Consider the following 24,175-nt stretch of genomic DNA (forward strand, 5'->3'; position numbering starts at 1 on the left):
GGCGACTGCTACGCAGCCGATCGCAGGCTGCGCCAGCGGCTACAGGAGGGGTTGGGGCAAGTCATCCAGATTGACTCGGCCCATGGTATTGCTGTGCAGTTCGTAGCGCAGTTCCTCAACCATGGTCTCGACGTCCTCGGGGGTTTTCAGTTTGTTGACACTGATCCCCGTCACTACCAGATCCACCCGGCCGGTTTCGGCATCAAAGACTTTCAGGGTCAACGATGCATCCCGGCACAGGGTGAATTCGCAGGTCAAGGGCCGCAGAGCTTCTTCGATGCAGTTGCGCAGTTGCGAGAGGCTAAACATGCACGGCCCCTTAACGACGGCGCAGCAACAGGCCCAGTAGCAGGCCGACACCGGCAACAACGGCCACGGTAGCCAGGGGCTTGTTCCTGGCAAAGTCACCGACGGTGTCCAGCGCATCACCATAGGTTTGCTGCAACTGGCCGACGGCCTGGCGGGCCACGCCTTCGGCTTGTAGCTGTTCGTCACCGGTCAAGTCACCGAGAAAATCCTGGGCCTTGCCCGTTACTTTTTCGACGGCGCCTTTGACGTGTTCGCTTTTCATGGTGAGCTCCTTGAAGGTTATAAAACCGTTATGGCGCAGGACCCAAGGCCCTGTGCCCACCCTTCAAGGTTAAGCAGTGTGTATTCACTGGATAAGGTGAATTTGCACTGTGCGCACTGGTGCATTTGCACTCTATTTTTTTGGTTTTAGCTGCTGCTCTCCGGCAAACAAGCCTCGCTCCCTGGCCCAGACTATGGCCGCGCTACGGCTGTGCACACCCAGCTTGGAATACACCGTTGCCACATGGTTACGTACGGTGTTCGGCGCCAGTTGCAGGCGCGAAGCTATCGCCTTGTCGGCCAGCCCTTCGCAGATCAAACCCAGCACATCGCGCTCGCGGGCGGTGAGGTCGGTGAAGGACACGTTGGGCAGGTTGGGGCGGTTGACGCTCTTGGCGTTGGCCAGTTTCTCGATCAGCGTCTGACTGAACCAGGAAGCGTCCTGCATGACTTCTTCGATGGCCGCCACCAACTCCAGCTCCGAGCGCTTGCGTTCGGTGATATTCATCAACACCAGCAGGTAACAGGGCACGTCTTGGATACTGACGGTGTCGGCCGACAACACGCAGTCGATCACCTCGTTACCTTTCTTGCGGATCTTCAGGTCCAGGCTGTCCACATTGCCGGCTTTTTCAAGGGCCGCGAACACTTGGGTGCAGTTTTGCGCACTGTCGATAAAGTCGATCTCGGCGACGGATTTGCCGATCAGCTCTTCACTGGTGTAGCCGGTGGTGCTCATGAAGGCTTCGTTGACATCCACCACCTGCTGGTTGTCGGCGCTGCATACCAGGGTTGGCACCGGCGTCAGGCGGAAGGACTTGGCGAACCGTTCCTCGCTCTGGCGCAAGGCAGTTTCTGCTTTGCGCCGGGGCTCAAGGTCGGTGAAGGAAAACAGCATGCAATCCTCCTCGTTCATGTCCAGCGGCTGGCCGGCGACAATCACCAGTTTGCTGCCACCTTCGGGCAGTTTCAGTTCGGCCTGCATCTGCGGGATGGTTGCGCCTTCTCCCAGGCGCTGGATCGCCAGGTCCTTGCGTTCGGCCTGCTCCAGCACGTCCAGTTCATACACCGAGCGCCCAATTACCTGGTCGCGGTTATAGCCGGTCATCTCCAGGAAACCTTGATTGACCTTGATATAACGCAGGTCGCTCAAGCGGCAAATCACGGCGGGCGCCGGGTTGGCATTGAAGGTCTTCTCGAAACGCTGCTCGGCGCTGGCCCAGTCGGTGGCGTCGCTGAGGATCAGCACCAGCAGCTCCGGTTCGCCGGCGGCATCGTTGAGCACCAGGCTGCGCAGGCGGTGGACCCAGGTTTTTCCCTCGTCGTCGGTGGGCGTGACCTCCACCACCACATTACTGAACTCCTCACCGTCCGCTACCCGGCTCAGAGGGTAACTCTCCAGTGGCAATGGGTGATTGTTGCGGTAGCGCAAGGCAAAACGTGCGGCGTACTCCTTGGTATTGGCACCCAGTGCTTCAACGTTGTCCACCCCGTGCATGGCCAGGGCGGCTTCGTTGGCCCAGAGCAGCGTTTGGTCGACCTCGGCGAGAATCACCCCGTCGGACAGCCCGGAGATGATCTGCTGCAGTTGGCGGCGGTTGGTTTCTTTGGCGAGGACGGCCTGGCTCATGGTTTCTCCGAAAGGGGACGATCCTGACATCCCCAGCCCCCTACAGGGAGGGGGCTGGGGCGCATAGCGAGTACGACATCAGGGCTTCAGGATAGTGCAGAGAGAGTCCCGGGCGCGGGGTGCGAATGTACCATTCGATCTGGTGCATTTGTACCGAGACCGCAGAGGTACCGTCCCGACACACTGAGTTGGTATGTACTCACTCAAAGGATCGATCATGACCACTGTCTATGAAACCAACCGTTCATTGTTTCGCGTGTCCTGGGGCTCGGTATTGGCTGGTAGCGCAATTGCCCTGGTGACGTATCTGGTATTGAGTGTGCTGGGCACCGCCATTGGCGCCAGTGCCGTCGACCCCATGGCGGCTGGTAACCCGTTAAGCGGTTTCGGTACCGGTGCCGGGATCTGGCTGTTTGTCTCCACACTGCTGGCCGTTGGTGTCGGTGCGTTTGTCGCAGGACGCACGGCGCCGGACCGTGGTGGCCTGCATGGTGTCCTGAGTTGGACCATCACCACCTTGCTCACCACCTGGCTGTTGGCGGCATTGGCCACCAGTGTGGTCGGTGCGGCGGGTAATGTGGTCGGCAAGGGCCTGTCGGCCGCCGGCAGCGGCATTGCTGCCGTAGCGCCGGGTATCGGTGACAGCGTCAAGCAGCAACTGGACGAACAGGGCATCAGCCTGGATTGGGACAGCCTGCAAGGCCAGTTGGATACCTTGCTCAAGCAAAGCGGCAAGCCTGAACTGGCCCCGGCCACCGTCGAGCACAAAACTGAGCAGGCGGCGGCAGATGGCAAGCAGTCGGCTACCGATGCAGCGACCAACCCGGCACAGGCCGCGCAAGAGCTGAAACAGTGGTTCGAGCGAGTCAAGGCGTCTGGTGAGCCTGCGTTGAATGCAGCGGACAAAGAGGCGTTGGTCAACATCGTCGCTGCCCGTACTGGCAAGAGCCAGGCCGAAGCCACCCGGATCGTCGACAACTATGCCCAAGCCTATCAACAGGCCGTGCAGAAGGTTGACCAACTGAAGAAGCAAGCCGAGCAAAAAGCCCGTGAAGCCGGTGAAGTGGCGGCCAAGCAATTGTCCCATGCCGCGTGGAGTACCTTGTTGATGCTGCTGCTGGGGGCGGCGCTGAGCTTCGGTATTGGCCGGATGGCGGTTTCTACCCGTCGGGTGCCGTTGGCCTGATTCACCACTGTGCAGGAGCAGGGTTATCGGCTCCTGCACAGCGGGCCAGGCAAGCTGATGCCATCTCGGCATCAACGCTCGTGAACGCGTAAACTGTCGACTTTTTTACGCGCATCACGCAAAGGTGAGCTTTTGAGCCCGGTAAAAACCATAGCCCTCTTGTTACTGACCACCCTATTGGCAGCGTGCGGTACCTCGCCGCCGCGTACCCCCAACGACATCTGCGGGATTTTCCGGGAAAAGGATGATTGGTACGACGCGGCCAAAGTCACCCAGAAACGCTGGGGTGTACCGATCCAGGTGCCGTTCGCCATCATGTATCAGGAGTCGGGCTTCCGGCATAACGCCAAGACCCCACGCAAATATCTGTTGTGGATCATCCCCTGGGGGCGCGTGTCCACTGCTTCCGGCTACGCCCAAGCCAAGGACGAAGTGTGGAGCGACTACCAGAAAAGTACCGGGCGCAACTGGGCCAGCCGCCAGGACTTCGACGACGCCATCGACTTCGTCGGTTGGTACATGGACAAGACCTACACCATCAACGGCGTGTACAAATACGACGCCTACGGCCAGTACCTGAATTACCACGAAGGCTGGGGCGGTTATCGCCAACGAACCTACGCCAGCAAGGCCTGGCTGCTGCCGGTTGCTGGTAAGGTCAAGGCGCGTTCCGACCTGTATGCGCAGCAATATGCGGGGTGTAAAGCGGACTTGGAGCGAGGCTTCTGGAGTCGGTTCTGGCATTGGCTTTGAGTGGCCGGACGGTCCGTGTCCGGCGCAAGAACAATGGCCTAGGCAGCCAACCAACCTACCAATGGCACCACCATCAAGGTACTCAATGCCATCGATACCACATTGGCGATATAAGGATGAAAGTGTGGCGGCAACCGGCCGGCAATCGCGCAGGCCAGCGGGGGCGCGATCAATGCCCCGAGCAGGGCGCTCGAGCCTATCACCGCCCAACTGCCGCCATGGGTCAACACTGCTGCGGGGACCACTGACACCAGCGGAATGTAGGTGGGGTACCAGCCACGCTTGATCCACTGACGCCGCCAGATCACTACGCCCAATGCTGAAGTCAGCGTCTGCGCCGCTATCAAGTGCAAGACCAGGCCGGATCCATAGGCAGGGCTGACAATCCCCAGGACAACGACGCTTTTATCGACTCTTGGAGGCTATTCTCTTTATCTAAAGTTAGCAGGCCTGATCTCGTTCAGGATGAAGCTGATGTGATACTCGAAGAGCGAAACGTTTGGCACCGCGACAACAGCATGTTTGAGGTTGAGGCTAATATCCTTCGCGACAATGACTCCCTTGACCTTCGTTCCTTCCGATTTATTCGTAATCAGCCATCCCATATAGCGGCTAATCTGCCCAATAGCTTTATCTGCTACGCGCCCCCGTTTCAGCTCAAAGACTACATACGCACCATCGCTATCTAGAGCCAAAATGTCTATAGGGCCTACTCCTGTTGGGTACTCAATGCCGTCCCGACCTTGGTCATCTACATATAGTTGCAGTGCTTTACCATCAACCTTGATCGACTCGATGTTATGAGCGATGAAGTCTCGTAGCTGGTACTCAAGCTCAAAAACTGTTTCACGCTCGCTGTCTGGCGTATCCAGGTCGTTTAAGTCAGGATTTTTTTCGCCAAGAGTCTCTAAGGCTGATTGGGCGGTGCCGGGTTTGAAGAAGCGCACCTGTGAGTCGGTTTCCTCCACAGTCCATCCCAGACGGTCAAATCCCCTCCGAAGAGCCTGTGAGTTTGCTTCATTGGGGTTTAGGGCTGGTGCTTCGGTTGGGTTGGCCCTGCACCAGTTCTTCATCGGGTGAAATTCAACGGTGCCTTCTGCATTGACTTCTACAACGAGATACTGCTTTGGCGAGCGCATGAGCTTCCCTATTGGGTGCGTATGGATGCTAGCGAATCTACCATGGCGAATTATTCTCTGGTGTCTTTGAGTCGCCTTCAAGTTTGTAGACACGTTGAACACACAGCCTCTCTGATGAAGCGTGTTGAGTTCAAGGTCGCCACAATGCCTACGGCTTACACATTCCAGCTCCATCTATTCGCTTCCTTGGCAGAGCAGGAGAGGGCACTCATTAGCCAACGCACCAGAGACGCGCTGATGGCTCTACAGCAGCGTACTGACGATGGATGTACATTGAGAAGTTGGAGCGCCGTTTCAGTGGCCTTGTACAGGCTAGAGCAGCCAAGAAGGGTGGTAATGTTCAGAAGTCATAACCTGCGACAAGGGGCTTAGCCCCTTGCCGAGTCCTTAGCGCGGTTGCAAACAATCCAGCGATCGATCCACCATCATCCGTGCCATATCTACCAGATGCTGCACCGAAATGACCAATGCGCGCGACGTTCCATCCAGATGATTACCCGCTTCCTGCGCCGTCACGGATGCACACTGCAACATGCTGCTGGCGTGGGCCAAGGCGTCCTCAAAACTGATATCTGTGCTGACGATGAATGGTGTGGGTACTTCTGGGGCGGGCGGCGGGGCAGGGTTGAGATAATGATCCAGCGCACGCTTGAATGCGGCGTGATTTTTAAAAGAACCTGAGGAGGTATCGTAGGTGGTGAGTGGCGGGTCCGGAACGATTTTTTCCATGTGTTCAACTCCTAATCAATATTAGAGAGCCACCACCATCGCTACCAAACGACTTCTAGGGTGGTGACCGTACGCAGGTTGGTAGACCGGTGATTAGGACCCGGTGCACCCGAAGGTGCCCTACGCACGGCCACCATAACGCAGGGCCGAAAAAAAGCGCCTTGCAAAAGGGGGCGCTAAGCGCCTAATCACATCGTGGTCTACCAAACCCGAGTCACTGAATTGGCAGTGACCGGCGAAGATTAGCCACGTGATCTGAGCAGCGCAAGCGCTCGAGATTCTCTAGGAAACGTCCTGCTAGGGAAAGGGAAATGTCATGGAGTTGACCCTCTTCATACTTGCCAAAGCTCGTCGATTTTGGGAAAAACCTTCCGTGTGTATTCAGCGAGATCTCCTATGAGCAGCAACGAACTACAAATCACCGACACCCGCCTGGGCGACGGCAAGGCCGTGGTCAAGGGCGCGCTGATCACCACGCAGTACACCGGCACCCTGGAAGATGGCACGGTGTTCGACTCTTCCTGGGCGCGGGGCAAGCCGTTCCAGTGTGTCATCGGTACCGGGCGAGTGATTGCGGGATGGGACCGTGGGCTGATTGGCATGAAGGTCGGCGGCATCCGCACGCTGCTTGTGCCGGCGCATCTGGCTTATGGCGAGCGCAGCATGGGCGCGCATATCAAGCCCAACAGTGATTTGCGCTTCGAGATTGAATTGTTGGAAGTGCTGACGCGGGATGATTGAAGGGGTAACAAATAAGGTTGAACCAACGATGATTTGACTGGTACTGTACAAAAAACCAGTACTGGTAGCCCTCCATGCAGTTGATTGAAAAGCTCAGCATCCTTGCCGACGCCGCCAAGTACGACGCGTCCTGCGCCAGCAGCGGGGCGCCCAAGCGCAGTTCCGAGGGTAAGGCCGGGCTGGGCTCCACGGACGGCATGGGTATCTGCCACAGCTATACGCCAGACGGGCGCTGTGTTTCGTTGCTCAAGGTGCTGCTGACTAACTTCTGCCTCTACGACTGTCAGTACTGTGTCAACCGCCGTTCCAGCGATGTGCCCCGTGCGCGGTTCAGCCCGGAGGAGGTGGTGACCCTGACCCTGGATTTTTATCGGCGCAATTGCGTCAGCGGGCTGTTTCTCAGTTCGGGGATCATCCGTTCGGCGGACTACACCATGGAGCAACTGGTACGGGTGGCCAAGCTGTTGCGCGAGGAACATGACTTTCGCGGCTATATCCACCTCAAGACCATTCCCGAAGCCGACCCGGCGCTGATTGCCGAGGCGGGGCGGTATGCCGATCGCTTGAGTGTGAATATCGAACTGCCCACCGACAAAAGCCTGCAAACCCTGGCGCCCGAAAAACAGATTGTCTCGATCAAGCAGGCCATGCAGACCATTTTCACGGGTGAGCAAACCGTACTGAATGAACCCCGTGCACCGCGATTCGCCCCGGCCGGGCAAAGTACCCAGATGATTGTCGGTGCCGACGATACCGATGACAGCACCATCCTGCACAGTGCCGAGGCGCTATACGGCAACTTCAAGTTGCGCCGGGTGTATTACTCGGCGTTCAGTCCCATTCCCAACAGCCCGAAAAGCGTGCCGATGGCGGCGCCGCCCTTGATGCGCGAGCACCGCTTGTACCAGGCGGATTTCCTGTTGCGCAGTTATGGTTTCAGTGCCAATGAACTGCTCAAGGGGCCAGGCGACCTGGCGCTGGATATCGATCCCAAACTGGCCTGGGCCCTGGAGCACCGTGAGGTGTTTCCCCTGGACCTGAACCGCGCCGAGCCCACGTTGATCGCCCGTATTCCCGGGATCGGCCTGCGCACTACCCAACGCCTGGTGGAGCTGCGTCGCCAGCGCAAGATTCGCTTTGAAGACCTGGCGCGGATGCGTTGCGTGTTGACCAAGGCCAAACCGTTTTTTATCACCAGCGATTACCACCCGCAGCAGGCCGAAAGCACCAGCGTGCTGTTGCGCGAACAACTGCGGGATCGCCCGCAACCCCAGCAAATGGGGCTGTGGGGATGATCAGCCTGGAGTGTGACAACCTGTTCAGCACCTGGCGCGAACAGGCACGCTGGCTGCTCAGTCATCAGGTTGATCCTTGCCGGGTAAGCTGGGGCGCAGAACAAGTGGCAGACCTGTTTGCCACTGACGAACAGCTTGCGACGCAGAATGGCCCGTTCCAGGCGCGCATCCCCAAGGCGTTGCTGGCGCTGTTGGAGAGTGCCGCCTGTTATCGCGGCGAACAGCGTTGGAGCTTGCTGTATGAGGTGTTGTGGCGGGTCAGTCATGGTGACCGTACGGCGATGCTGGCGGGGGACAAGTTGGGCAGTGAATTACAGCGGCGCATCAAGCAGGTGCAGCGCGAAGCCCATCATCTGCATGCCTTTGTGCGCTTTATTGCACTGCCTGCGACGGAGGGGTCGGAGCTGCCCGAATACGTGGCCTGGCATGAGCCGGCTCATGACATTCTGCACAGTGCCAGCCAGCATTTTGTCGGGCGCATGGGGCAGCATCGCTGGATGATCGCTACGCCTTTGGATGGGGTGTATTACGACGGCGAGCAACTGCTTCATCAGCGCCGCTGTCCGTTGGAGTGGCAACAATTGGCGCAGAATGTCGACGACCCGCACAGCGCCATGTGGCTGACTTACTACAGCCATACCTTCAATCCGGCGCGGCTGAACCCCAAGGTCATGGAAGGACATTTGCCCAGTCGGTTCTGGAAAAACTTGCCCGAGGGCAAGTTGATTCCGGGGTTGATCAGCGAGGCGCGCACAGGCAAGCAGCGCGATGGGCAGGCGAAGATGATTGCGGCGAAACCGGGCAAGCGGATCTCAGGCGGGCACTGTTAATGTGGAGGTACCTCGGCAGCGGCTACAATTGATCGATACTGGAGGAAGGAGAAACCATGCCCACTGAAGTTCGTCTTGCCCAGACTGCCGATGCCGAAAGTATCAGCCAGGTCATCCTGGCGGCCTTGCATGACAGCAATGCCCGGGATTATCCGGCCGATGTCATCGCCCGTGTGGCGAAGAATTTTACGCCTGATGCTGTGTTGGCGTTGCTCGAACGGCGCACCGTGCTGGTGGCGATCCAGGACGAAGTGACTGTCGCCACTGCAGCCCTTGATGGCAATGTGGTGCGTTCGGTATTCGTCAACCCGGTGCTGCAAGGGCAGGGCATCGGTCGCCTGCTGATGATTGAAATCGAGCTACGTGCCCGGGAAGCTGGCGTCACGGTACTCAATGTGCCGTCCTCGCTGACTGCCGAGCCGTTCTACACCAAGCTGGGCTTCCAAACGGTACGTGACGTCTACCACGGTAACGAACGAACTCTGGTGATGGAAAAGGCCCTGTCGTCACGCCATCCCATCGACCAGTATCGCGACCGTCAGCACCGTGCCCAAGTGGTTGCGTTGTGGCAGGCAGCATTTGGCTATGACACATCGCACAACCTGCCGGCCCTGGCCATTGATAAAAAACTGGCAGTCAACGATGGCTTGTTCTTTGTCGCCACGGACGAGAAAACCGTGATAGGTACCATCCTCGCCGGTTATGACGGCCACCGTGGCTGGCTGTATTCGGTGGCGGTGCATGCCGACTATCGTCGTCAGGGGCTGGGCGCCTCACTGGTACGGCACGCGGAACAGGCATTGAGTGCCCTGGGCTGCATGAAGGTCAACCTGCAGGTCACGGGCAATGATGCGGTGGTGGGGTTCTATGAGGCGCTGGGTTATGGGGTGGAGCCGAGGATCAGCATGGGCAAGAAGATGCTGGAAAATATCCCGACGGATAAAAGCTGAACTCGATTTCCCAAATACCGGAAACAAATGAGGGAGCAGGCAAGCCTGCTCCCTCATTTGTTTTGTTCAGCTGTGGGGCTCAGACCTTGACGATCCAACCCTCAGGCGCTTCAACGTCACCGGACTGCACGCCTGTCAGCTCTTTATAGAGCTTCTGGGTGACCGGGCCGACGTCTTTTTCGCTGTAGAACACATGCAGCTTGTCTTGGTACTCGATACCACCGATCGGCGTGATCACCGCGGCAGTACCGCAGGCACCGGCTTCCTTGAAGTCAGACAGCTTATCGACGAATACATCACCTTCAACCACTTCCAGGCCCAGGCGGGATTTCGCCAGCTCAATTAACGACAGGCGGGTGATGCCGGGTAGCACCGACGGCGAGTTCGGGGTGACGAACTTGTTGTCATGGGTGATACCAAAGAAGTTGGCCGAACCGACTTCCTCGATTTTCGAGTGGGTTTGCGGGTCCAGGTAGATGCAATCGGCGAAGTTGGCTTTTTTCGCCTGGGAGCCCGGCATCAGGCTTGCGGCGTAGTTGCCACCGACCTTGGCCGCGCCGGTACCGTTGGGTGCCGCACGGTCGTAGCCGGAGATCAGGAAGTTGTGCGGGGTCAGGCCGCCCTTGAAGTAGGCGCCGACCGGGATGCAGAAGATCGAGAAGATGAATTCCGGCGCCGTACGCACGCCGATGTTGTCACCGGTGCCGATGACGAACGGGCGCAGGTACAGCGCGCCGCCAGTGCCGTACGGCGGGATGAAGCGCTCGTTGGCACGGACCACTTCCTTGCAGGCTTCTATGAAGGCATCGGTAGGCACTTGCGGCATCAGCAGGCGCGCACAGCTGCGCTGCATGCGCAGGGCGTTCTGGTCTGGTCGGAACAGGTTGATCGAACCGTCCTTGCAGCGATAGGCCTTCATGCCTTCGAAGCACTGCTGGCCATAGTGCAGGGCGGTGGAGCCTTCGCTGATGTGCAGCACATTATCTTCGGTCAGGGTGCCTTTTTCCCACTCGCCATTACGCCAGTGTTGGAGAAAACGCTTGTCAGTCTTGATGTAGTCAAAACCCAGCTTGTCCCAATTGATGCTTTCGTTACCCATGACACCCTCTATTTCTTGTCAACCGCCTGGTCGAAGGCAGGCTTGTGATTTATTTCTGGATGGGCGCAACAATACTTCATTCCCTGGTGCCTTCGCACCCCCTTGTAGGAGCGAGCTTGCTCGCGAAGAATGCAAGGGCACCGCGTTTAACCAGGGTGCCTGGGTTATTGTTGACGACTTTCGCGAGCAAGCTCGCTCCTACAGGGGGATTAGCCATTACAGGTGCAAGGCATGCCCCAATGCACGCAATGCCGCTTCCTGCACTGCCTCACCGAGTGTCGGATGGGCGTGAATGGTGCCGGCCACATCTTCCAGCCGCGAGCCCATTTCCAGGCTCAGGCCAAACGCCGTCGACAGTTCCGACACGCCAGTCCCTACCGCCTGCCAGCCAACAATCAGGTGATTGTCACGCCGCGCCACCACTCGCACGAAGCCGGTTTTCGACTCCAGGGTCATGGCCCGGCCATTGGCAGCGAACGGGAAGCTGGACACGATGCAGTCCAGGCCGGCGGCCTTCGCTTCATCCGGGGTCTTGCCGACCACTACCAGTTCCGGGTCGGTAAAGCACACGGCGGGGATTGCCGCCGGGTTGAATTCGCGGGATTTGCCGCTGATCAGCTCCGCGACCATCTCGCCCTGGGCCATGGCCCGGTGCGCGAGCATAGGCTCGCCACTGAGGTCGCCGATGGCCCAGACATTGCGCATGCTGGTTTGGCAGCGGCTGTCGATCTTGATCGCCGAACCGTTCATGTCCAGGCCCAGTGCTTCCAGGTTCCAGCCCTGGGTGTTGGGTTTGCGGCCGACGGCCACCAGTACCTGATCGGTTTCCAGGGACAAGGTGTCACCGTTGGGGTCGCGCACTTGCAGCGTGTCGTTGTCAAAGCCGGTGACGCTGTGTTTCAGGTACAGCTTCACCCCCAGTTGCTTCAAGGACTCGGCCACCGGTTGTGTTAGTTCTCCGTCGTAGGCTGGCAGGATCCGATCCTGAGCCTCGACCACACTGACCTCGGCACCCAGCTTGCGATAGGCAATCCCCAGTTCCAGGCCGATATAGCCGCCACCCACCACGATCAGGCGCTTGGGCACGCTTTTGGGGGCCAAGGCTTCGGTGGAGGAGATGATCGCACCGCCAATCGGCAGCATCGGCAGGTTGACGCTCTTCGAACCGGTGGCCAGCAGCAGGTGTTCGCATTGGATACGCTGGTCGCCGACTTCCACGGTCTTGCCATCGATGACCTTGGCCCAGCCGTTGATCACCTGCACCTTATGTTTCTTCAGCAGCGCTGCAACACCGGTGGTCAGGCGATCAACGATACCGTCTTTCCATTCCACACTTTTGCGGATATCCAGTGTGGGCACGTCGACCTCAATCCCCAGGTTCGAACCCTGGCTGTGATGCACGGTCTGCTGGAATTGTTCGGCGACGTGAATCAATGCCTTGGAGGGAATGCAGCCGATATTCAGACAAGTACCGCCCAACGACTGGCCCTCCACCAGAATGGTCGGGATGCCCAGTTGACCGGCACGAATGGCCGCCACGTAGCCGCCAGGGCCGCCGCCAATAATCAGCAGCGTTGTATTTAAAGCTTGCATGGCTTACTCCAGAAACAGGCTGGCGGGTTGTTCGAGCAGGCCACGGATGGCCTGGATGAATTGCGCCGCGTCCATGCCGTCGACCACCCGATGATCGAAGGAGCTGGAGAGGTTCATCATCTTGCGGATCACGATCTGGCCCTTGATCACCATTGGCCGCTCAACGATACGGTTGACGCCGATGATGGCCACTTCCGGCAAATTCAGTACCGGCGTACTGACAATTCCTCCCAGCGCGCCAAGGCTGGTCAAGGTGATGGTTGAACCCGAGAGCTCATCGCGGCTGGCCTTGCCGGCGCGTGCTGCATTGGCCAGGCGGGTGATCTCTTCGGCTGTGCTCCACAGGCTGCGGGCTTCGGCGTGACGTACCACCGGTACCATCAGGCCGACATCGCTCTGGGTGGCAACGCCCACATGCACCGCACTGAGACGGGTGATGAGCTGGGCTTCGTCGTCGTAGCGCGCGTTGATTTGCGGGAAGTCCCGTACAGCCAGGACCATGGCCCGTACCAGGAACGGCAGCAAGGTCAGCTTGCCGCGCGTGGCACCGTGTTTTTCATTGAGGTGCACTCGTAACTCGTCGAGGGCAGTGACGTCGATTTCTTCCACATAGCTGAAGTGGGCGGCACGCTGGGTGGCGTCCTGCATGCGCTGGGCGATCTTGCGGCGCATGCCGATTACCGGGATCTGCTGTTCGTCATTGCGCTCGGTGTACGGGTTGGTCGAGGACGAACTGTTCGTTGGGCCTTGCTGGAAATAGGCCTCAAGGTCTTCATGCAACACTCGCCCAGCCGGGCCTGTGCCCTGCACCAGGCGCAACTGGATACCGGCATCCAGTGCATGCTTGCGCACGGCCGGGGAGGCCAGCGGGCGTTCATCGGCATTGCGCACTACAGGGGCCTGAGCCACAACCGGCTTGGCCGCGGGTTTGTTTTCAACCACTGGCGTCTTGGGGTCAGCTTTCGCTGCTGGCGCTGGTGCTGCTTCTTCTACCACGGCCGACAGCGCAGACTCCTTGGTGTTGCCGGGGCCTTCCACTTCAATGCTGATCAGAATGCTGCCGACCGCCATGACTTCACCCGGCTCGCCGCCCAGGGAAATCACCTTGCCGTGCACCGGTGACGGGATATCGACCATGGCTTTGTCGGTCATCACATCCGCCAGTACTTGATCCTCGACCACCAAGTCGCCGACCTTGACGTGCCATACCGACAATTCAACTTCCGCGATGCCTTCGCCAATGTCCGGCATCTTGATAACGTGCGTGCCCATTCAGACCTCCATGACCCGATGCAAAGCCGCGCCCACTCGGGACGGGCCAGGGAAATACGCCCACTCTTGCGCGTGGGGATACGGGGTATCCCAACCGGTGACGCGCTCGATCGGCGCTTCCAGGTAATGGAAGCAGTGCTCTTGCACCAGCGCCACCAACTCGGCACCGAAGCCGCACGTGCGAGTAGCCTCGTGGACGATCACGCAGCGGCGGGTTTTTTTCACGGAGTTGACGATGGTTTCCAGGTCCAGCGGCCACAGGCTACGCAGGTCGATGACTTCGGCGTCGATACCGGTCTCTTCGGCGGCCACTTGCGACACATACACCGTGGTGCCATAGGTGAGGATGGTCACGTCCTTGCCAGGACGGGTGATGGCTGCCACATCCAGCGGCACGGTGTAGTAACCGTCCGGCACTTGCGCGGCCGGGTGTTTCGACCACGGGGTCACCGGGCGGTCGTGGTGGCCGTCGAACGGGCCGTTGTACAGGCGCTTGGGCTCCAGAAAAATCACCGGGTCGTCGTTTTCGATGGAGGCGATCAGCAAGCCCTTGGCGTCATAAGGGTTGGACGGCATCACCGTGCGCAGGCCGCAGACCTGGGTGAACACCGCCTCGATACTCTGGCTGTGGGTCTGGCCACCGTAGATGCCGCCGCCGCAAGGCATGCGCATGGTCAGCGGGGCGGTGAACTGGCCGGCCGAGCGATAACGCAGGCGCGCCGCTTCGGAAATGATCTGGTCACTGGCCGGGTAGACGTAGTCAGCGAACTGGATTTCTGCCACCGGCCGCAGGCCATAGGCGCCCATGCCCACGGCTACGCCGATGATGCCGCTTTCGGAGATGGGCGCATCGAACACACGCGAAGTACCGTACTTGTTCTGCAAACCTTCGGTGCAACGGAACACGCCGCCGAAATACCCGACGTCCTGGCCGAACACCACCACATTGTCGTCGCGCTCAAGCATCACATCCATGGCCGAGCGCAAGGCCTGGATCATGGTCATGGTGGTGGTAGTCATGGCGGTTTCCAACTGGATATTGTTGTTGTGATCGTTCATGTCAGATCCCCAACTGCTGGCGTTGACGCTTGAGGTGCTCGGGCATTTCCTTGTACACATCCTCGAAGATCGAAGCGGCGCTCGGGATCTGGCCGCCGGCGAGGGTGCCGTACTGCTCGGCTTCTTTCTGGGCCTTGATGACGTCGGCTTCAAGCTCGGCACTGACTGCCGCGTGTTCCTCTTCGGACCATTGGCCGATACGGATCAGGTGCTGCTTGAGGCGAGCAATCGGGTCGCCCAACGGGAAGTGGCTCCAGTCGTCGGCGGGGCGGTACTTGGACGGATCATCGGAGGTGGAGTGCGGGCCTGCGCGGTAGGTGACCCACTCGATCAGGGTCGGCCCCAGGTTGCGCCGGGCACGCTCAGCGGCCCAGGCGGAAGCGGCGTACACCGCGACAAAGTCGTTGCCGTCCACGCGCAGGGAGGCAATCCCACACCCCACGCCGCGTCCGGCAAAGGTTGTGGCTTCACCGCCGGCAATGGCCTGGAAGGTGGAAATCGCCCACTGGTTGTTTACCACGTTGAGAATCACTGGTGCTCTATAGACATGGGCAAAGGTGAGGGCGGTATGGAAGTCTGATTCAGCTGTGGCTCCGTCACCGATCCAGGCCGAGGCGATCTTGGTATCGCCCTTGATCGCCGAAGCCATGCCCCAGCCCACGCCCTGTACGAACTGAGTCGCAAGGTTGCCGGAAATGGTGAAGAAGCCTGCGTCTTTGACCGAGTACATGATCGGCAACTGACGGCCCTTGAGCGGGTCGCGCTCGTTGGACAGCAGTTGGCAGATCAGGTCCACCAACGGTACTTCCCGGGCCATCAGGATGCTTTGCTGGCGGTAGGTGGGGAAGCACATGTCATCGATGTTCAAGGCCAGGGCCTGGGCGCTGCCGATGGCTTCTTCACCCAGGCTCTGCATGTAGAACGACATCTTTTTCTGACGTTGGGCGACCACCATGCGGTTGTCGAAGATTCGCGTCTTGAGCATGGCGCGCATGCCGGCGCGCAGGATTTCAACGGGTACACCTTCGGCCCAGGGGCCAAGGGCCTGGCCCTGATCATCGAGCACGCGAATCAGGCCTTTTGCCAGGTCGGCGGTGTCGGCGGGTTCTACATCAATTGGGGGTTTGCGCACCAAGCCGGCATCGGTCAGACGCAAGTAGGTAAAGTCTGTCTTGCAACCGGGACGGCCCGAGGGTTCGGGAACGTGCAGGCGCAGTGGTTCGTACGGCTGGTTCATGGCTTTCTACGCTCTATCTTGTGAATTTCTTGTAGTGGGCGCGCTAGCTGACAGTCAGTCTCCGGGTGGGAGAAATCTTGTCCTACAACAATCATAGGCTCGGCGTAGAAGAATATTTATCTCTGTTTGATTGCGTTCGAGATCATTTGGGGATAAAAAATCTGCATAAGCATAATAAATAGGTGATTTTGTCTCATGCGCAAATTGGACCGTATTGATATCGGCATTCTCAACAGTCTCCAGGAGAATGCCCGCATCACCAACGCCGATCTGGCCCGCTCGGTCAACCTGTCGCCTACCCCGTGCTTCAACCGGGTCAAGGCCATGGAGGAACTGGGGTTGATCCGCGACCAGGTGACGCTGCTGGACGCCGACCTGCTGGGGCTGCACGTCAATGTGTTCATCCATGTCAGCCTGGAAAAGCAGAACGAGCTGGCGTTGCAGCAGTTCGAGGGGGCGATTGCCGATCGCCCCGAAGTGATGGAGTGCTACCTGATGGCCGGTGACCCCGACTACTTGATTCGGGTGCTGGTGCCGACCATCCAGGCTTTGGAGCACTTCATGATGACCTTCCTGACCAAGGTGCCTGGCGTGGCCAATATCCGCTCAAGCTTTGCCCTCAAACAGGTGCGCTACAAGACGGCGTTGCCGTTGCCGGCCAATGGCCTCAACCTGGGCTGATGAAGTTGTAGCCGCTGCCGAGGTACGAGGTATTGATCGTTCCCACGCAGAGTGAGGGAACGATCAATCAAAGTTGGTTCAGCGGGATCTTCAGGTACACCACACCATTATCTTCCGCCGGCGGCATATGTCCGGCCCGCACGTTGACCTGAATCGCCGGCAGCAACAGGGTTGGCATGCCCAGCCCGGCATCGCGTTGGGTGCGCATCGCGACAAACGCCGCTTCATCCACTCCGTCATGCACATGAATATTGTCCGCCCGCTGTTGCGCCACGGTGGTCAGGCATTTGGCCGTACGGCCTACGGGTGGATAGTCGTGGCACACGTACAGTCGGGTTTCGGCCGGGAAGGCCAACAGCTTGCGCATCGAGGCATAGAGCTGGTGGGCGTCGCCGCCGGGGAAGTCGCAGCGGGCGGTGCCGACGTCGGGCATGAATAAGGTGTCGCCCACCAGGATCAGTTGCCCTTCGATCAGGTAGGCCATATCTGCCGGGGTGTGGCCGGGTACGTGCAGGGCCTGGGCCTTGAGGTTGCCGATATGAAACACCTCGTCGGGGGCAAACAGGTGGTCGAACTGCGAACCATCGACACGAAATTCCGGTTCCAGATTGAACAAGTGCTTGAAGACGTCTTGCACCTTGCTGATGGATTGGCCGATAGCGATCTTGCCGCCCAATTCTCGGCGTAAATACGGCGCGGCAGAAAGGTGATCAGCGTGGGCATGGGTTTCCAGCAGCCATTGCACCTGCAAGCGATGTTCGCGCACAAAGGCGATTACCCGGTCGGCCTGGGCGGTGTCGGTGCGCCCGGCGGCGGGGTCGTAGTTGAGCACCGAGTCGACAATGGCACATTGGCCGGCGTCTTCTTCATAGACCACATAGGTGTAAGTCGACGACGCCTCGTCCAGAAAGGATTGAATCAACGCTGGCATAGCGGCTGTCCCAGGTGGCGTAAATAAGTAGTTACAATCACTTTATGTTTACACATAATGTTTTGAGCTTAAGTGAGAGAGAGAGTCTGAAGCAAATGGAATCGAACCTGAGTGAAGGTGAAGTCGCCCAGTTGCGTGCGTCGGCGTCCAAGGCTTGCGCCTTGCTCAAGGCCCTGGCCAATGAGGACCGTCTACTGATTCTCTGCCAGTTGACCCAAGGTGAACGCAATGTCGGTGAGCTGGAAACCATGACCGGCGTGCGCCAACCCACATTGTCCCAACAGTTGGGTATCTTGCGTGACGAAGGGCTGGTGGCTACCCGCCGCGAAGGCAAATACATTTTCTACGGGTTGGCCAGCCATGAAGTGATCCAGGTAATGAAGACCTTGTCCGGCCTGTATTGCGGGGCGGTGATCAAAAGCTGGGCGTGACGCCATACGGCAGCGACCCTTGTGTGCATTCATAAGAAAGGCCAAAGACCATGAACGACCAACACTGGGGACCCACCATCAGTGGCGATATCGTTGTCATCGGTGGCGGCTCGGCAGGCATCGGCCTGTTGGCCAGCCTGCTCAAGCGCGACCCTGACCTGAACATCACATTGATCGAACCCAACGATACCCACTACTACCAGCCGGCCTGGACCCTGGTAGGCGGTGGTGCCTATGACGTAAAGAAGACCGCACGGCCGATGACCGATGTGTTGCCCAGCGGCGTCTCCTGGGTGCAAGCGACCGTCACCGAACTGCTGCCGGATGAACAGACACTGGTGCTTGACAGCGGCCAGCGCGTGACTTGGAACAACCTGATCGTTTGCCCCGGCTTGCGCCTGGCCTGGGAGAAAGTCGAGGGCTTGCAAGAAACCCTTGGTCAACATGGCGTTACCTCTAACTACAGCTACCAGCACGCCGCCTACACCTGGCAATTGGTTCAGCAGCTCAAGGGCGGCAAGGCGATCTTTACCCAGCCGGCCATGCCGATAAAATGCGCTGGCGCGCCGCAAAAGGCGATGTACCTGTCCTGCGATCACTGGCTCAAGCAGGGTGACCTGAAAAACATCGATGTTGAATTCAACCTGGCCGGCGCCGCGTTGTTTGGCGTGGCGCACTTTGTGCCACCCTTGATGAAGTACGTCGAGAAATACTCGGCGCGATTGGCTTTTAACGCCAATCTGGTCAAGGTCGACGGCCCGGCACGCAAGGCCTGGTTCGAGGTCAAGGATGCTGATGGCAACGTTAGTGTCGAGGAAAAGTCCTTCGACTTGCTGCACGTTGTGCCACCGCAAGTCTCCCCGGACTTTATCCGCCAGAGCCCACTGGCCGATGTCGCGGGCTGGTGCGAGGTGAATCCCCACAGCCTGCAACACGTGCGCTATTCCCACACCTTCGGCCTCGGAGACGTGTGCTCCACCACTAATGCCAAGACCGCCGCCGCAGTGCGCAAACAGATTGTGGTGGTGGCCGAAAACCTGCTGGCCCTGCGCAAACAGGCACCGCTGCCCCTCAAGTACGACGGCTACGGCTCCTGCCCGTTGACGGTGGAGAAGGGCAAGGTGGTACTGGCCGAGTTCGGTTATGCCGGCAAACTGCTGCCCACGTTTCCCCTCGACCCAACCGTTGCCCGGCGTTCGGCGTGGTTCCTCAAGGCGACGCTACTGCCGTGGTTCTACTGGAACGGCATGCTCAAGGGCCGCGAATGGCTGACCAAACTGTCCAGGGTGGATTGAGAAAACCCTATGTTACTGGCAAGTTTCTTGGGTGTACTCATGGGGTTGGTCATGGGCCTGACGGGGGCCGGCGGTGGCATCCTCGGTGTTCCGGCCCTGGTGTTGGGGTTGGGCTTGACCATGACTGAAGCGTCGCCGGTGTCGTTGTTCGCGGTGGGCGCGGCGGCGGCGGTTGGCGCGATTGATGGCTTGCGCCATGGCCTGGTGCGCTACCGGGCAGCGCTGCTGATCGCCTTGCTTGGCGCACTGTTTTCACCCCTGGGGGTGTTCTTCGCGCATCAATTACCGGACAAGATCCTGATGCTCTTGTTCAGCGCTCTGATGGTACTGGTGGCCTGGCGTATGTTGCAGCGTGAGAAGGTCGAGGTTGGGCCCAGTGACCATGGAGCGGCTTCATGGGGCCAGAAGAATTGCATGCTTGATCAACAGACCGGGCGCTTCTCGTGGACCGCCAAGTGCACCGCCACCCTGGCTGCGTTGGGGGCGGTGACCGGGGCGGTGTCGGGCTTGTTGGGGGTAGGCGGTGGGTTTCTGATTGTGCCGGCGTTCAAGCAACTGACGGACGTGCAGATGCGCGGGATTGTCGCGACCTCGTTGATGGTCATCAGTCTGATTTCCCTGATCGGTGTGGTCGGTGCGTTCCATGCCGGGGTGACCATCGACCGGATGGGTTGGGTGTTTATCGGCGCGAGCATTGTCGGGATGCTGGTGGGGCGCAGGCTGTGCTCGCTGATCCGGGCGCGCACCCTTCAAATCAGCTTTGCCACGCTGTGCCTGGGGGTGGCGGCCTGCATGCTGTTGACCGCGGTGATGTAGCCGCTGTCGAGGCACGAGGCTGCGATAAGGGCCGCAGAACCTTCAGCAATTTCAAACCCCAAACGACTGCTGCGCAGACGATCGCAGGCTACGCCAGCGGCTACAGGTGATCGGCGTGGTCTTTGCCGCTGCCGAGGCACGAGGCTGCGATAAGGGCCGCCGGACCTTCAACAATTTCAACCCCCAGACGACTGTTGCGCAGCTGCTCGTAGGCTGCGCCAGCGGCTACAAAGGGCGTTGGCGCTCAAAGCTCCCGCGCCACCCTGAACCCCAACCAATCCCCGCGCGTGGTCGCCGGTCGATCATTGCGATTGCCCGAGCGGGAGAAAATCGGTGCCTCGCCCCAGTCGTTGCCGCGGATATGGCGGGTTTCACAGTTCTTGTCCTGCCAGGCGCTGCCATCGGTGGGCGCACCGACATAGCTGTCGTGCCAGCAGTCGGCAACCCATTCATACACATTGCCATGCATGTCATACACGCCAAAGGCATTGGGCGAGTAGCTGCCAGCCGGGGAGCTGAAACTGTAGCCGTCCTTGGGCCCATAGGTATTGGCGTGCTGACTGATGCCGTACTCGGTGTCCGGGTCCATGGGGAACGGGAAGGGCCCGGTACTGCCCGCGCGGGCGGCGTATTCACGTTCGGCTTCGCTGAGCATCCGGTATGTTTGGCCGGTTTTTTTCGACAACCAGGCGACATAGTGTTCGACGTCCTGGAAATCCATGCACACCGCCGGCTGCTTGGGCCCCTGGGTGTACGTCGGCTTGCCGGCCTTGCACGCACGGCCGGGGCGGGTATCTCCGTCGGCGATCTTGACCCCGCTTTGGCGGATATAGGCGTCCCACTCGCTGGCCTGGATCTGGAAGCGGCTGATAGCAAACGGCTTGGCGAAGGTCACGCTGTGCAGCGGGCCTTCATCCGGCTGGCGGCCGGGTTCGTCCTCCGGTGTGCCCATGATAAAGCTGCCAGCCGGCAATACCACCAACTCCGGGCAGCCGTCCTTGCAATCCTTGAAGACGTTGCCGGGCGCAGAGGTTGCGGCATGGGCGCTGCCTGCTGCCAACGTGGCCAGCATGACCCCAAGGGACAGGCGATACAGTGCGGTTCGAGACATTAGTTACAGCCTTCTCGTCAGTGTCAGGAAAGGGTTCAGTATGTTTTCGTCAGCACGGCCATGGCCCGATCGATCTCCTGCTCGGTGTTGAGCAGGCCCGGCGCCATGCGTACCACTGGCCCGACATCACGGTCTACGGCATCGACGACGATGCGGTTCTGGTTCAGGTGGGAGGCGACCGCGTCGACGTCCTGGCCCTTGACCCGGAAGAAAGTGAAACCTGCGGAGTATTGCGGGCTGTCGGGCGTCACCAATTCGATATTGGCGTGTTCTTGCAGGCGTTGTTTGAGGTAGGTATTGAGCTGGTGGATACGTGCTTGTACATCGGCCTTGCCCAGTTGCAGGTGCAACTCGAACGCCTTGCCCAGGGCCCAGCGATGTTCAAAGGCGTGATAGCCGCCGGGCGTCATGATGGTACCGAAGTCCTTGTTTTCCGAGAACGTCGGGAACGTCGGCGTCAGGTTGCTCATCTGTTGCGAGGCGGCGCAGATGATTCCGGTGCCCCGTGGACCAAACATCCACTTATGGGTGCCGGCAATAAAGTAGTCGCACTTGAAGTCGGCGAAGTTCATGTCCTCGACACCGAAGCCATGCACGCCGTCGACCACATAGATAATCCGGTCCTTTTCATCGCGCTGGCGATTGTGCTCGCGCACCAGTTCGCCTATCTCACCCACCGGCAACTTGACCCCACTGCCCGATTGCACCCAGGTCATGCCCAGTACCCGGGTGTGTGGGCGGATATTGCGCGCGATATTGCCCAGCACTTCATCACTGGAGACGCTGCGCGGGTTCTTGAACAGGCTGATCTTGCGCACCTGGGTGCCTTCGCGCTTGACCCGGAAATTCAGGGTGTTGCGGGTGGAGTAGTGCTCGTGCTCGGTGGTGAGGATCTCCTGCTTGGCAGTGACGTGCAGCCCGCCGTAGATCATCACCAAGCCTTCGGTGGTGCTGCCGGTAAGGGCGATCTGCCGTGGCTTGACGTCCAGGTAGCGTGCCGCCCAATCCCGTACTTCGCCTTCGCGTTTCCATTCGGCCTGGGTTTCCCAATCGACCCATTTGGCCGGGTTGAGATCCAGTTCGGCACGGTAACGGTCGATGGCATCCTGCACGGGTTTGGGATGCGAAGTAATCAGGAAGTTGGCGAAGTGCGCGTAATTCGGGTCGAGTTTGAACAACTGGCGCAGGGCTTGCCATTTGTCCGCGGCGACGGTCGGCATGGCGGCCGCCGCGGGCACCAGATGGCTGCTCAAAGGCAAGCTGGCCGCAAGCACGCCTGCGGTTTTCAGAAAGGTACGGCGATCGGTCATCACAAGGCTTCGCTGCGGATTCAAGGTTGGGTGAGGGCGACAGGTTGGGCGGCTTTTTGCACCTGGTCCCAGACCCTGAGGAAATTGCCGCCCCACAGTTTGGCGATGTCCGCTTCGGAGTAGCCACGGGTGATCAGCTCGGCGGTCACGTTGCGGATTTCGCTGACGTCCTTGAAGCCTTTCACGCCGCCGCCTTCGTTGAAGTCCGAACTGATGCCGACGTGATCGATACCGATCTTCGTCACTGCGTAGTCGATGGCGTCGCCCAGGTCCTTGAGGCTGGCCTGGGGTTCTTCGTCGAGGATGTCGTACAGCGCGCTGGCGTACTGGCCGAACTTCTGCGAGGGCCAAGCGGCGATGATCGGGTCGCCGGGCATCAGCGCTACGTGCAAGTTGGGCAGGGGTGGCAGATCGAATTTGGCCCGTAGGCGGTTGAGCTTGTCCTGTGTGGCTTGGGTCAGCGGGCGCAGGTAGGCGGAAAACGCCACGATCTGCACTACGCCGCCGCTGTGCTTGATCAACTGCATTTCCTTGTCGCTGAGGTTGCGCGGAATGTCCACCAGGGCCCGAGGCACCGAGTGCGAAGCGACCATCGGCGTGCGGCTGAGCTGGGCCACTTGTTCCAGGCCCTTGGTGGACATCTGCGAGACGTCGATGATCACCCCCAGGTCGTTGAGCCGATGCACCGCGCGCTTGCCAAGGTCCGAGAGGCCATCGAAGGCGTCGGGTGTGTCATTGAAAAACGGCAGCGGTCGCGAGGAGTCGGCCCATGGGTTATTGCCCACGTAGCTGAAACCGAACATGCGCATGCCGCGCGCGGTCCACAGGTCCAGTTGGCTGATGTCTTGCCCCAGTGGGTAGGCGTTGAGCATGCTGATAAACACCGCGAACTTGCCTTCACCATGCAGGCGCCGGAAGTCGTCCGGGGTATAGGCGATACCCACTTGGTTGGGGAAATCACGGACCATCCCGGTGATGGCCTTGTAGCGCACTTCCTGTTGTTGGCGGGACTGGTCGACAAAAGCCGCCGTGGGTTTATGCGGGGCATTGGGGCCGTTCCACATTTCCGGCCAGCCAAAAATCGTCAGGGCCGCACCCGACAAGCGTCCTCGCCGGGCCTTGACCAGGTCGAACTTGTCCAGGCCGTCCTTATCTGCCTCATCACCTTCGCTGCCGAAGCGCAAGGGCAGGGTGATGTGGCTGTCGAAGGAAATGATCCGGTCCTGAAGCTCATCGGCCTGCTTCATGACTTTGATCGGGTAGCCCGCGTTATTGAACAGGTACTTCCAACTGAGAAAACCGCCGCCAGCGGCAATCGCCAGCGCCAGGGGCAGGCCGATCAATAGAGCTTTTTTCGAGCGCGGTGTGGTCATTGCCATCTCAGTGTCGCTTTCCAGGGAAGGTGCAGGGTTGAGGTACGGGCGAGGCCTTTGCTATCTGGGAAGAACGAGCACGGGAGGTGGAAATTTAGGGCCGCCCGGTGCCCTAAATTTGTTCGGTCAATGCTCGTTCTAGCT

The 24,175-nt window shown here is 59.5% G+C and carries 24 protein-coding genes and 1 pseudogene; 10 read left to right on the top strand and 15 right to left on the bottom strand.

Going from position 1 to position 24,175, the window contains the following annotated elements; translation table 11 throughout:
* Nucleotides 1–39 precede the first annotated feature (39 nt).
* From GIR22_RS06885 to GIR22_RS06895, 3 genes are all read right to left on the bottom strand, one after another.
* Nucleotides 40–309: a DUF1652 domain-containing protein gene (locus tag GIR22_RS06885; RefSeq protein ID WP_154742604.1), complete on the bottom strand. Its 270-nt coding sequence runs from the start codon at nucleotides 307–309 to the stop codon at nucleotides 40–42.
* Between the two features lie 10 nt (nucleotides 310–319).
* Entirely contained in the window at nucleotides 320–571 is a 252-nt protein-coding gene (locus tag GIR22_RS06890) for a CsbD family protein (RefSeq protein ID WP_154742605.1), read from the bottom strand.
* 132 nt (nucleotides 572–703) lie between these two features.
* Nucleotides 704–2,200, bottom strand: coding sequence for a helix-turn-helix transcriptional regulator (locus tag GIR22_RS06895; protein ID WP_154742606.1), 1,497 nt, complete (start codon nucleotides 2,198–2,200; stop codon nucleotides 704–706).
* A gap of 217 nt (nucleotides 2,201–2,417) precedes the next feature.
* Between GIR22_RS06895 and GIR22_RS06900 the strand changes: the two genes are divergently transcribed.
* Both GIR22_RS06900 and GIR22_RS06905 read left to right on the top strand, forming a co-directional pair.
* A complete protein-coding gene (locus GIR22_RS06900; RefSeq protein WP_154742607.1) occupies nucleotides 2,418–3,386 on the top strand; it encodes a hypothetical protein in 969 nt (322 codons plus the stop codon).
* Nucleotides 3,387–3,518: 132 nt separating this feature from the next.
* Nucleotides 3,519–4,139 carry a transglycosylase SLT domain-containing protein gene (locus GIR22_RS06905; RefSeq protein ID WP_154742608.1) on the top strand — a complete coding sequence of 207 codons (621 nt, stop codon included), beginning with the start codon at nucleotides 3,519–3,521 and terminating at the stop codon, nucleotides 4,137–4,139.
* 38 nt (nucleotides 4,140–4,177) lie between these two features.
* On the opposite strand, the pseudogene GIR22_RS06910 reads toward GIR22_RS06905, so the two are convergent.
* The 3 genes and pseudogenes from GIR22_RS06910 to GIR22_RS06920 all read right to left on the bottom strand — a co-directional run.
* Nucleotides 4,178–4,531: pseudogene (locus tag GIR22_RS06910) on the bottom strand (hypothetical protein); the annotation flags it as partial.
* A gap of 39 nt (nucleotides 4,532–4,570) precedes the next feature.
* The gene (locus GIR22_RS06915) at nucleotides 4,571–5,278 is read right to left on the bottom strand and encodes an endonuclease NucS domain-containing protein (protein WP_178122138.1); all 708 of its coding nucleotides are present in this window, start codon (nucleotides 5,276–5,278) and stop codon (nucleotides 4,571–4,573) included.
* Nucleotides 5,279–5,665: 387 nt separating this feature from the next.
* A complete protein-coding gene (locus tag GIR22_RS06920; RefSeq protein ID WP_154742609.1) occupies nucleotides 5,666–6,007 on the bottom strand; it encodes a DUF6124 family protein in 342 nt (113 codons plus the stop codon).
* A gap of 396 nt (nucleotides 6,008–6,403) precedes the next feature.
* Here GIR22_RS06920 and GIR22_RS06925 point away from each other — a divergent pair, with 396 nt between their 5' ends.
* From GIR22_RS06925 to GIR22_RS06940, 4 genes are all read left to right on the top strand, one after another.
* Nucleotides 6,404–6,748 (top strand): FKBP-type peptidyl-prolyl cis-trans isomerase, encoded by a 345-nt coding sequence (locus GIR22_RS06925; protein ID WP_154742610.1) that lies wholly within the window; start codon nucleotides 6,404–6,406, stop codon nucleotides 6,746–6,748.
* Nucleotides 6,749–6,822: 74 nt separating this feature from the next.
* Nucleotides 6,823–8,043, top strand: coding sequence for a putative DNA modification/repair radical SAM protein (locus GIR22_RS06930; RefSeq protein ID WP_154742611.1), 1,221 nt, complete (start codon nucleotides 6,823–6,825; stop codon nucleotides 8,041–8,043).
* On the top strand, nucleotides 8,040–8,873 hold the full coding sequence (locus tag GIR22_RS06935) for a TIGR03915 family putative DNA repair protein (protein WP_154742612.1): 834 nt from the start codon (nucleotides 8,040–8,042) through the stop codon (nucleotides 8,871–8,873). Before GIR22_RS06930 ends, GIR22_RS06935 begins: the two co-directional genes overlap by 4 nt.
* A 56-nt stretch (nucleotides 8,874–8,929) precedes the next feature.
* Nucleotides 8,930–9,823 carry a GNAT family acetyltransferase gene (locus GIR22_RS06940; protein WP_154742613.1) on the top strand — a complete coding sequence of 298 codons (894 nt, stop codon included), beginning with the start codon at nucleotides 8,930–8,932 and terminating at the stop codon, nucleotides 9,821–9,823.
* Between the two features lie 79 nt (nucleotides 9,824–9,902).
* Here the strand turns inward: GIR22_RS06940 and GIR22_RS06945 are convergent, their stop codons facing one another.
* The 5 genes from GIR22_RS06945 to GIR22_RS06965 form a co-directional block, all read right to left on the bottom strand.
* On the bottom strand, nucleotides 9,903–10,922 hold the full coding sequence (locus GIR22_RS06945; protein ID WP_154742614.1) for a branched-chain amino acid aminotransferase: 1,020 nt from the start codon (nucleotides 10,920–10,922) through the stop codon (nucleotides 9,903–9,905).
* A 216-nt stretch (nucleotides 10,923–11,138) separates the two neighbouring features.
* On the bottom strand, nucleotides 11,139–12,515 hold the full coding sequence (gene lpdA, locus GIR22_RS06950; RefSeq protein WP_154742615.1) for a dihydrolipoyl dehydrogenase: 1,377 nt from the start codon (nucleotides 12,513–12,515) through the stop codon (nucleotides 11,139–11,141).
* Between the two features lie 3 nt (nucleotides 12,516–12,518).
* Nucleotides 12,519–13,787, bottom strand: a complete 1,269-nt coding sequence (locus GIR22_RS06955) for a dihydrolipoamide acetyltransferase family protein (RefSeq protein WP_154742616.1) — start codon at nucleotides 13,785–13,787, stop codon at nucleotides 12,519–12,521.
* Nucleotides 13,788–14,846 carry an alpha-ketoacid dehydrogenase subunit beta gene (locus GIR22_RS06960; protein WP_154742617.1) on the bottom strand — a complete coding sequence of 353 codons (1,059 nt, stop codon included), beginning with the start codon at nucleotides 14,844–14,846 and terminating at the stop codon, nucleotides 13,788–13,790.
* A 1-nt stretch (nucleotide 14,847) separates the two neighbouring features.
* Nucleotides 14,848–16,083, bottom strand: coding sequence for a 3-methyl-2-oxobutanoate dehydrogenase (2-methylpropanoyl-transferring) subunit alpha (locus tag GIR22_RS06965; RefSeq protein WP_154742618.1), 1,236 nt, complete (start codon nucleotides 16,081–16,083; stop codon nucleotides 14,848–14,850).
* 195 nt (nucleotides 16,084–16,278) lie between these two features.
* On the opposite strand from GIR22_RS06965, the gene bkdR reads away from it, so the two are divergent.
* Nucleotides 16,279–16,764, top strand: coding sequence for a Bkd operon transcriptional regulator BkdR (gene bkdR, locus GIR22_RS06970; protein WP_154742619.1), 486 nt, complete (start codon nucleotides 16,279–16,281; stop codon nucleotides 16,762–16,764).
* Between the two features lie 67 nt (nucleotides 16,765–16,831).
* Here the strand turns inward: bkdR and GIR22_RS06975 are convergent, their stop codons facing one another.
* The gene (locus GIR22_RS06975) at nucleotides 16,832–17,695 is read right to left on the bottom strand and encodes an MBL fold metallo-hydrolase (protein ID WP_154742620.1); all 864 of its coding nucleotides are present in this window, start codon (nucleotides 17,693–17,695) and stop codon (nucleotides 16,832–16,834) included.
* A gap of 95 nt (nucleotides 17,696–17,790) precedes the next feature.
* Between GIR22_RS06975 and GIR22_RS06980 the strand changes: the two genes are divergently transcribed.
* The 3 genes from GIR22_RS06980 to GIR22_RS06990 are packed head-to-tail and all read left to right on the top strand — an operon-like array spanning nucleotide 17,791 to nucleotide 20,237.
* Nucleotides 17,791–18,126: an ArsR/SmtB family transcription factor gene (locus GIR22_RS06980; protein WP_010166774.1), complete on the top strand. Its 336-nt coding sequence runs from the start codon at nucleotides 17,791–17,793 to the stop codon at nucleotides 18,124–18,126.
* 50 nt (nucleotides 18,127–18,176) lie between these two features.
* Nucleotides 18,177–19,421, top strand: a complete 1,245-nt coding sequence (locus GIR22_RS06985) for an NAD(P)/FAD-dependent oxidoreductase (RefSeq protein ID WP_154742621.1) — start codon at nucleotides 18,177–18,179, stop codon at nucleotides 19,419–19,421.
* A gap of 9 nt (nucleotides 19,422–19,430) precedes the next feature.
* Entirely contained in the window at nucleotides 19,431–20,237 is an 807-nt protein-coding gene (locus GIR22_RS06990) for a sulfite exporter TauE/SafE family protein (RefSeq protein ID WP_154742622.1), read from the top strand.
* Nucleotides 20,238–20,481: 244 nt separating this feature from the next.
* On the opposite strand, the gene pvdO is transcribed toward GIR22_RS06990, so the two are convergent.
* The 3 genes from pvdO to pvdM all read right to left on the bottom strand — a co-directional run bounded on the left by pvdO (nucleotide 20,482) and on the right by pvdM (nucleotide 24,031).
* A complete protein-coding gene (pvdO, locus tag GIR22_RS06995) occupies nucleotides 20,482–21,309 on the bottom strand; it encodes a dihydropyoverdine dehydrogenase (protein ID WP_246208097.1) in 828 nt (275 codons plus the stop codon).
* A gap of 74 nt (nucleotides 21,310–21,383) precedes the next feature.
* A complete protein-coding gene (gene pvdN, locus GIR22_RS07000; RefSeq protein WP_154742624.1) occupies nucleotides 21,384–22,658 on the bottom strand; it encodes a pyoverdine-tailoring periplasmic protein PvdN in 1,275 nt (424 codons plus the stop codon).
* Nucleotides 22,659–22,678: 20 nt separating this feature from the next.
* Nucleotides 22,679–24,031, bottom strand: a complete 1,353-nt coding sequence (pvdM, locus tag GIR22_RS07005) for a pyoverdine-tailoring dipeptidase-like protein PvdM (RefSeq protein ID WP_154742625.1) — start codon at nucleotides 24,029–24,031, stop codon at nucleotides 22,679–22,681.
* Nucleotides 24,032–24,175 lie beyond the last annotated feature (144 nt).

The sequence above is a fragment of the Pseudomonas karstica genome (assembly GCF_009707515.1).
GTDB classification, from domain to species: Bacteria; Pseudomonadota; Gammaproteobacteria; order Pseudomonadales; family Pseudomonadaceae; genus Aquipseudomonas; species Aquipseudomonas karstica.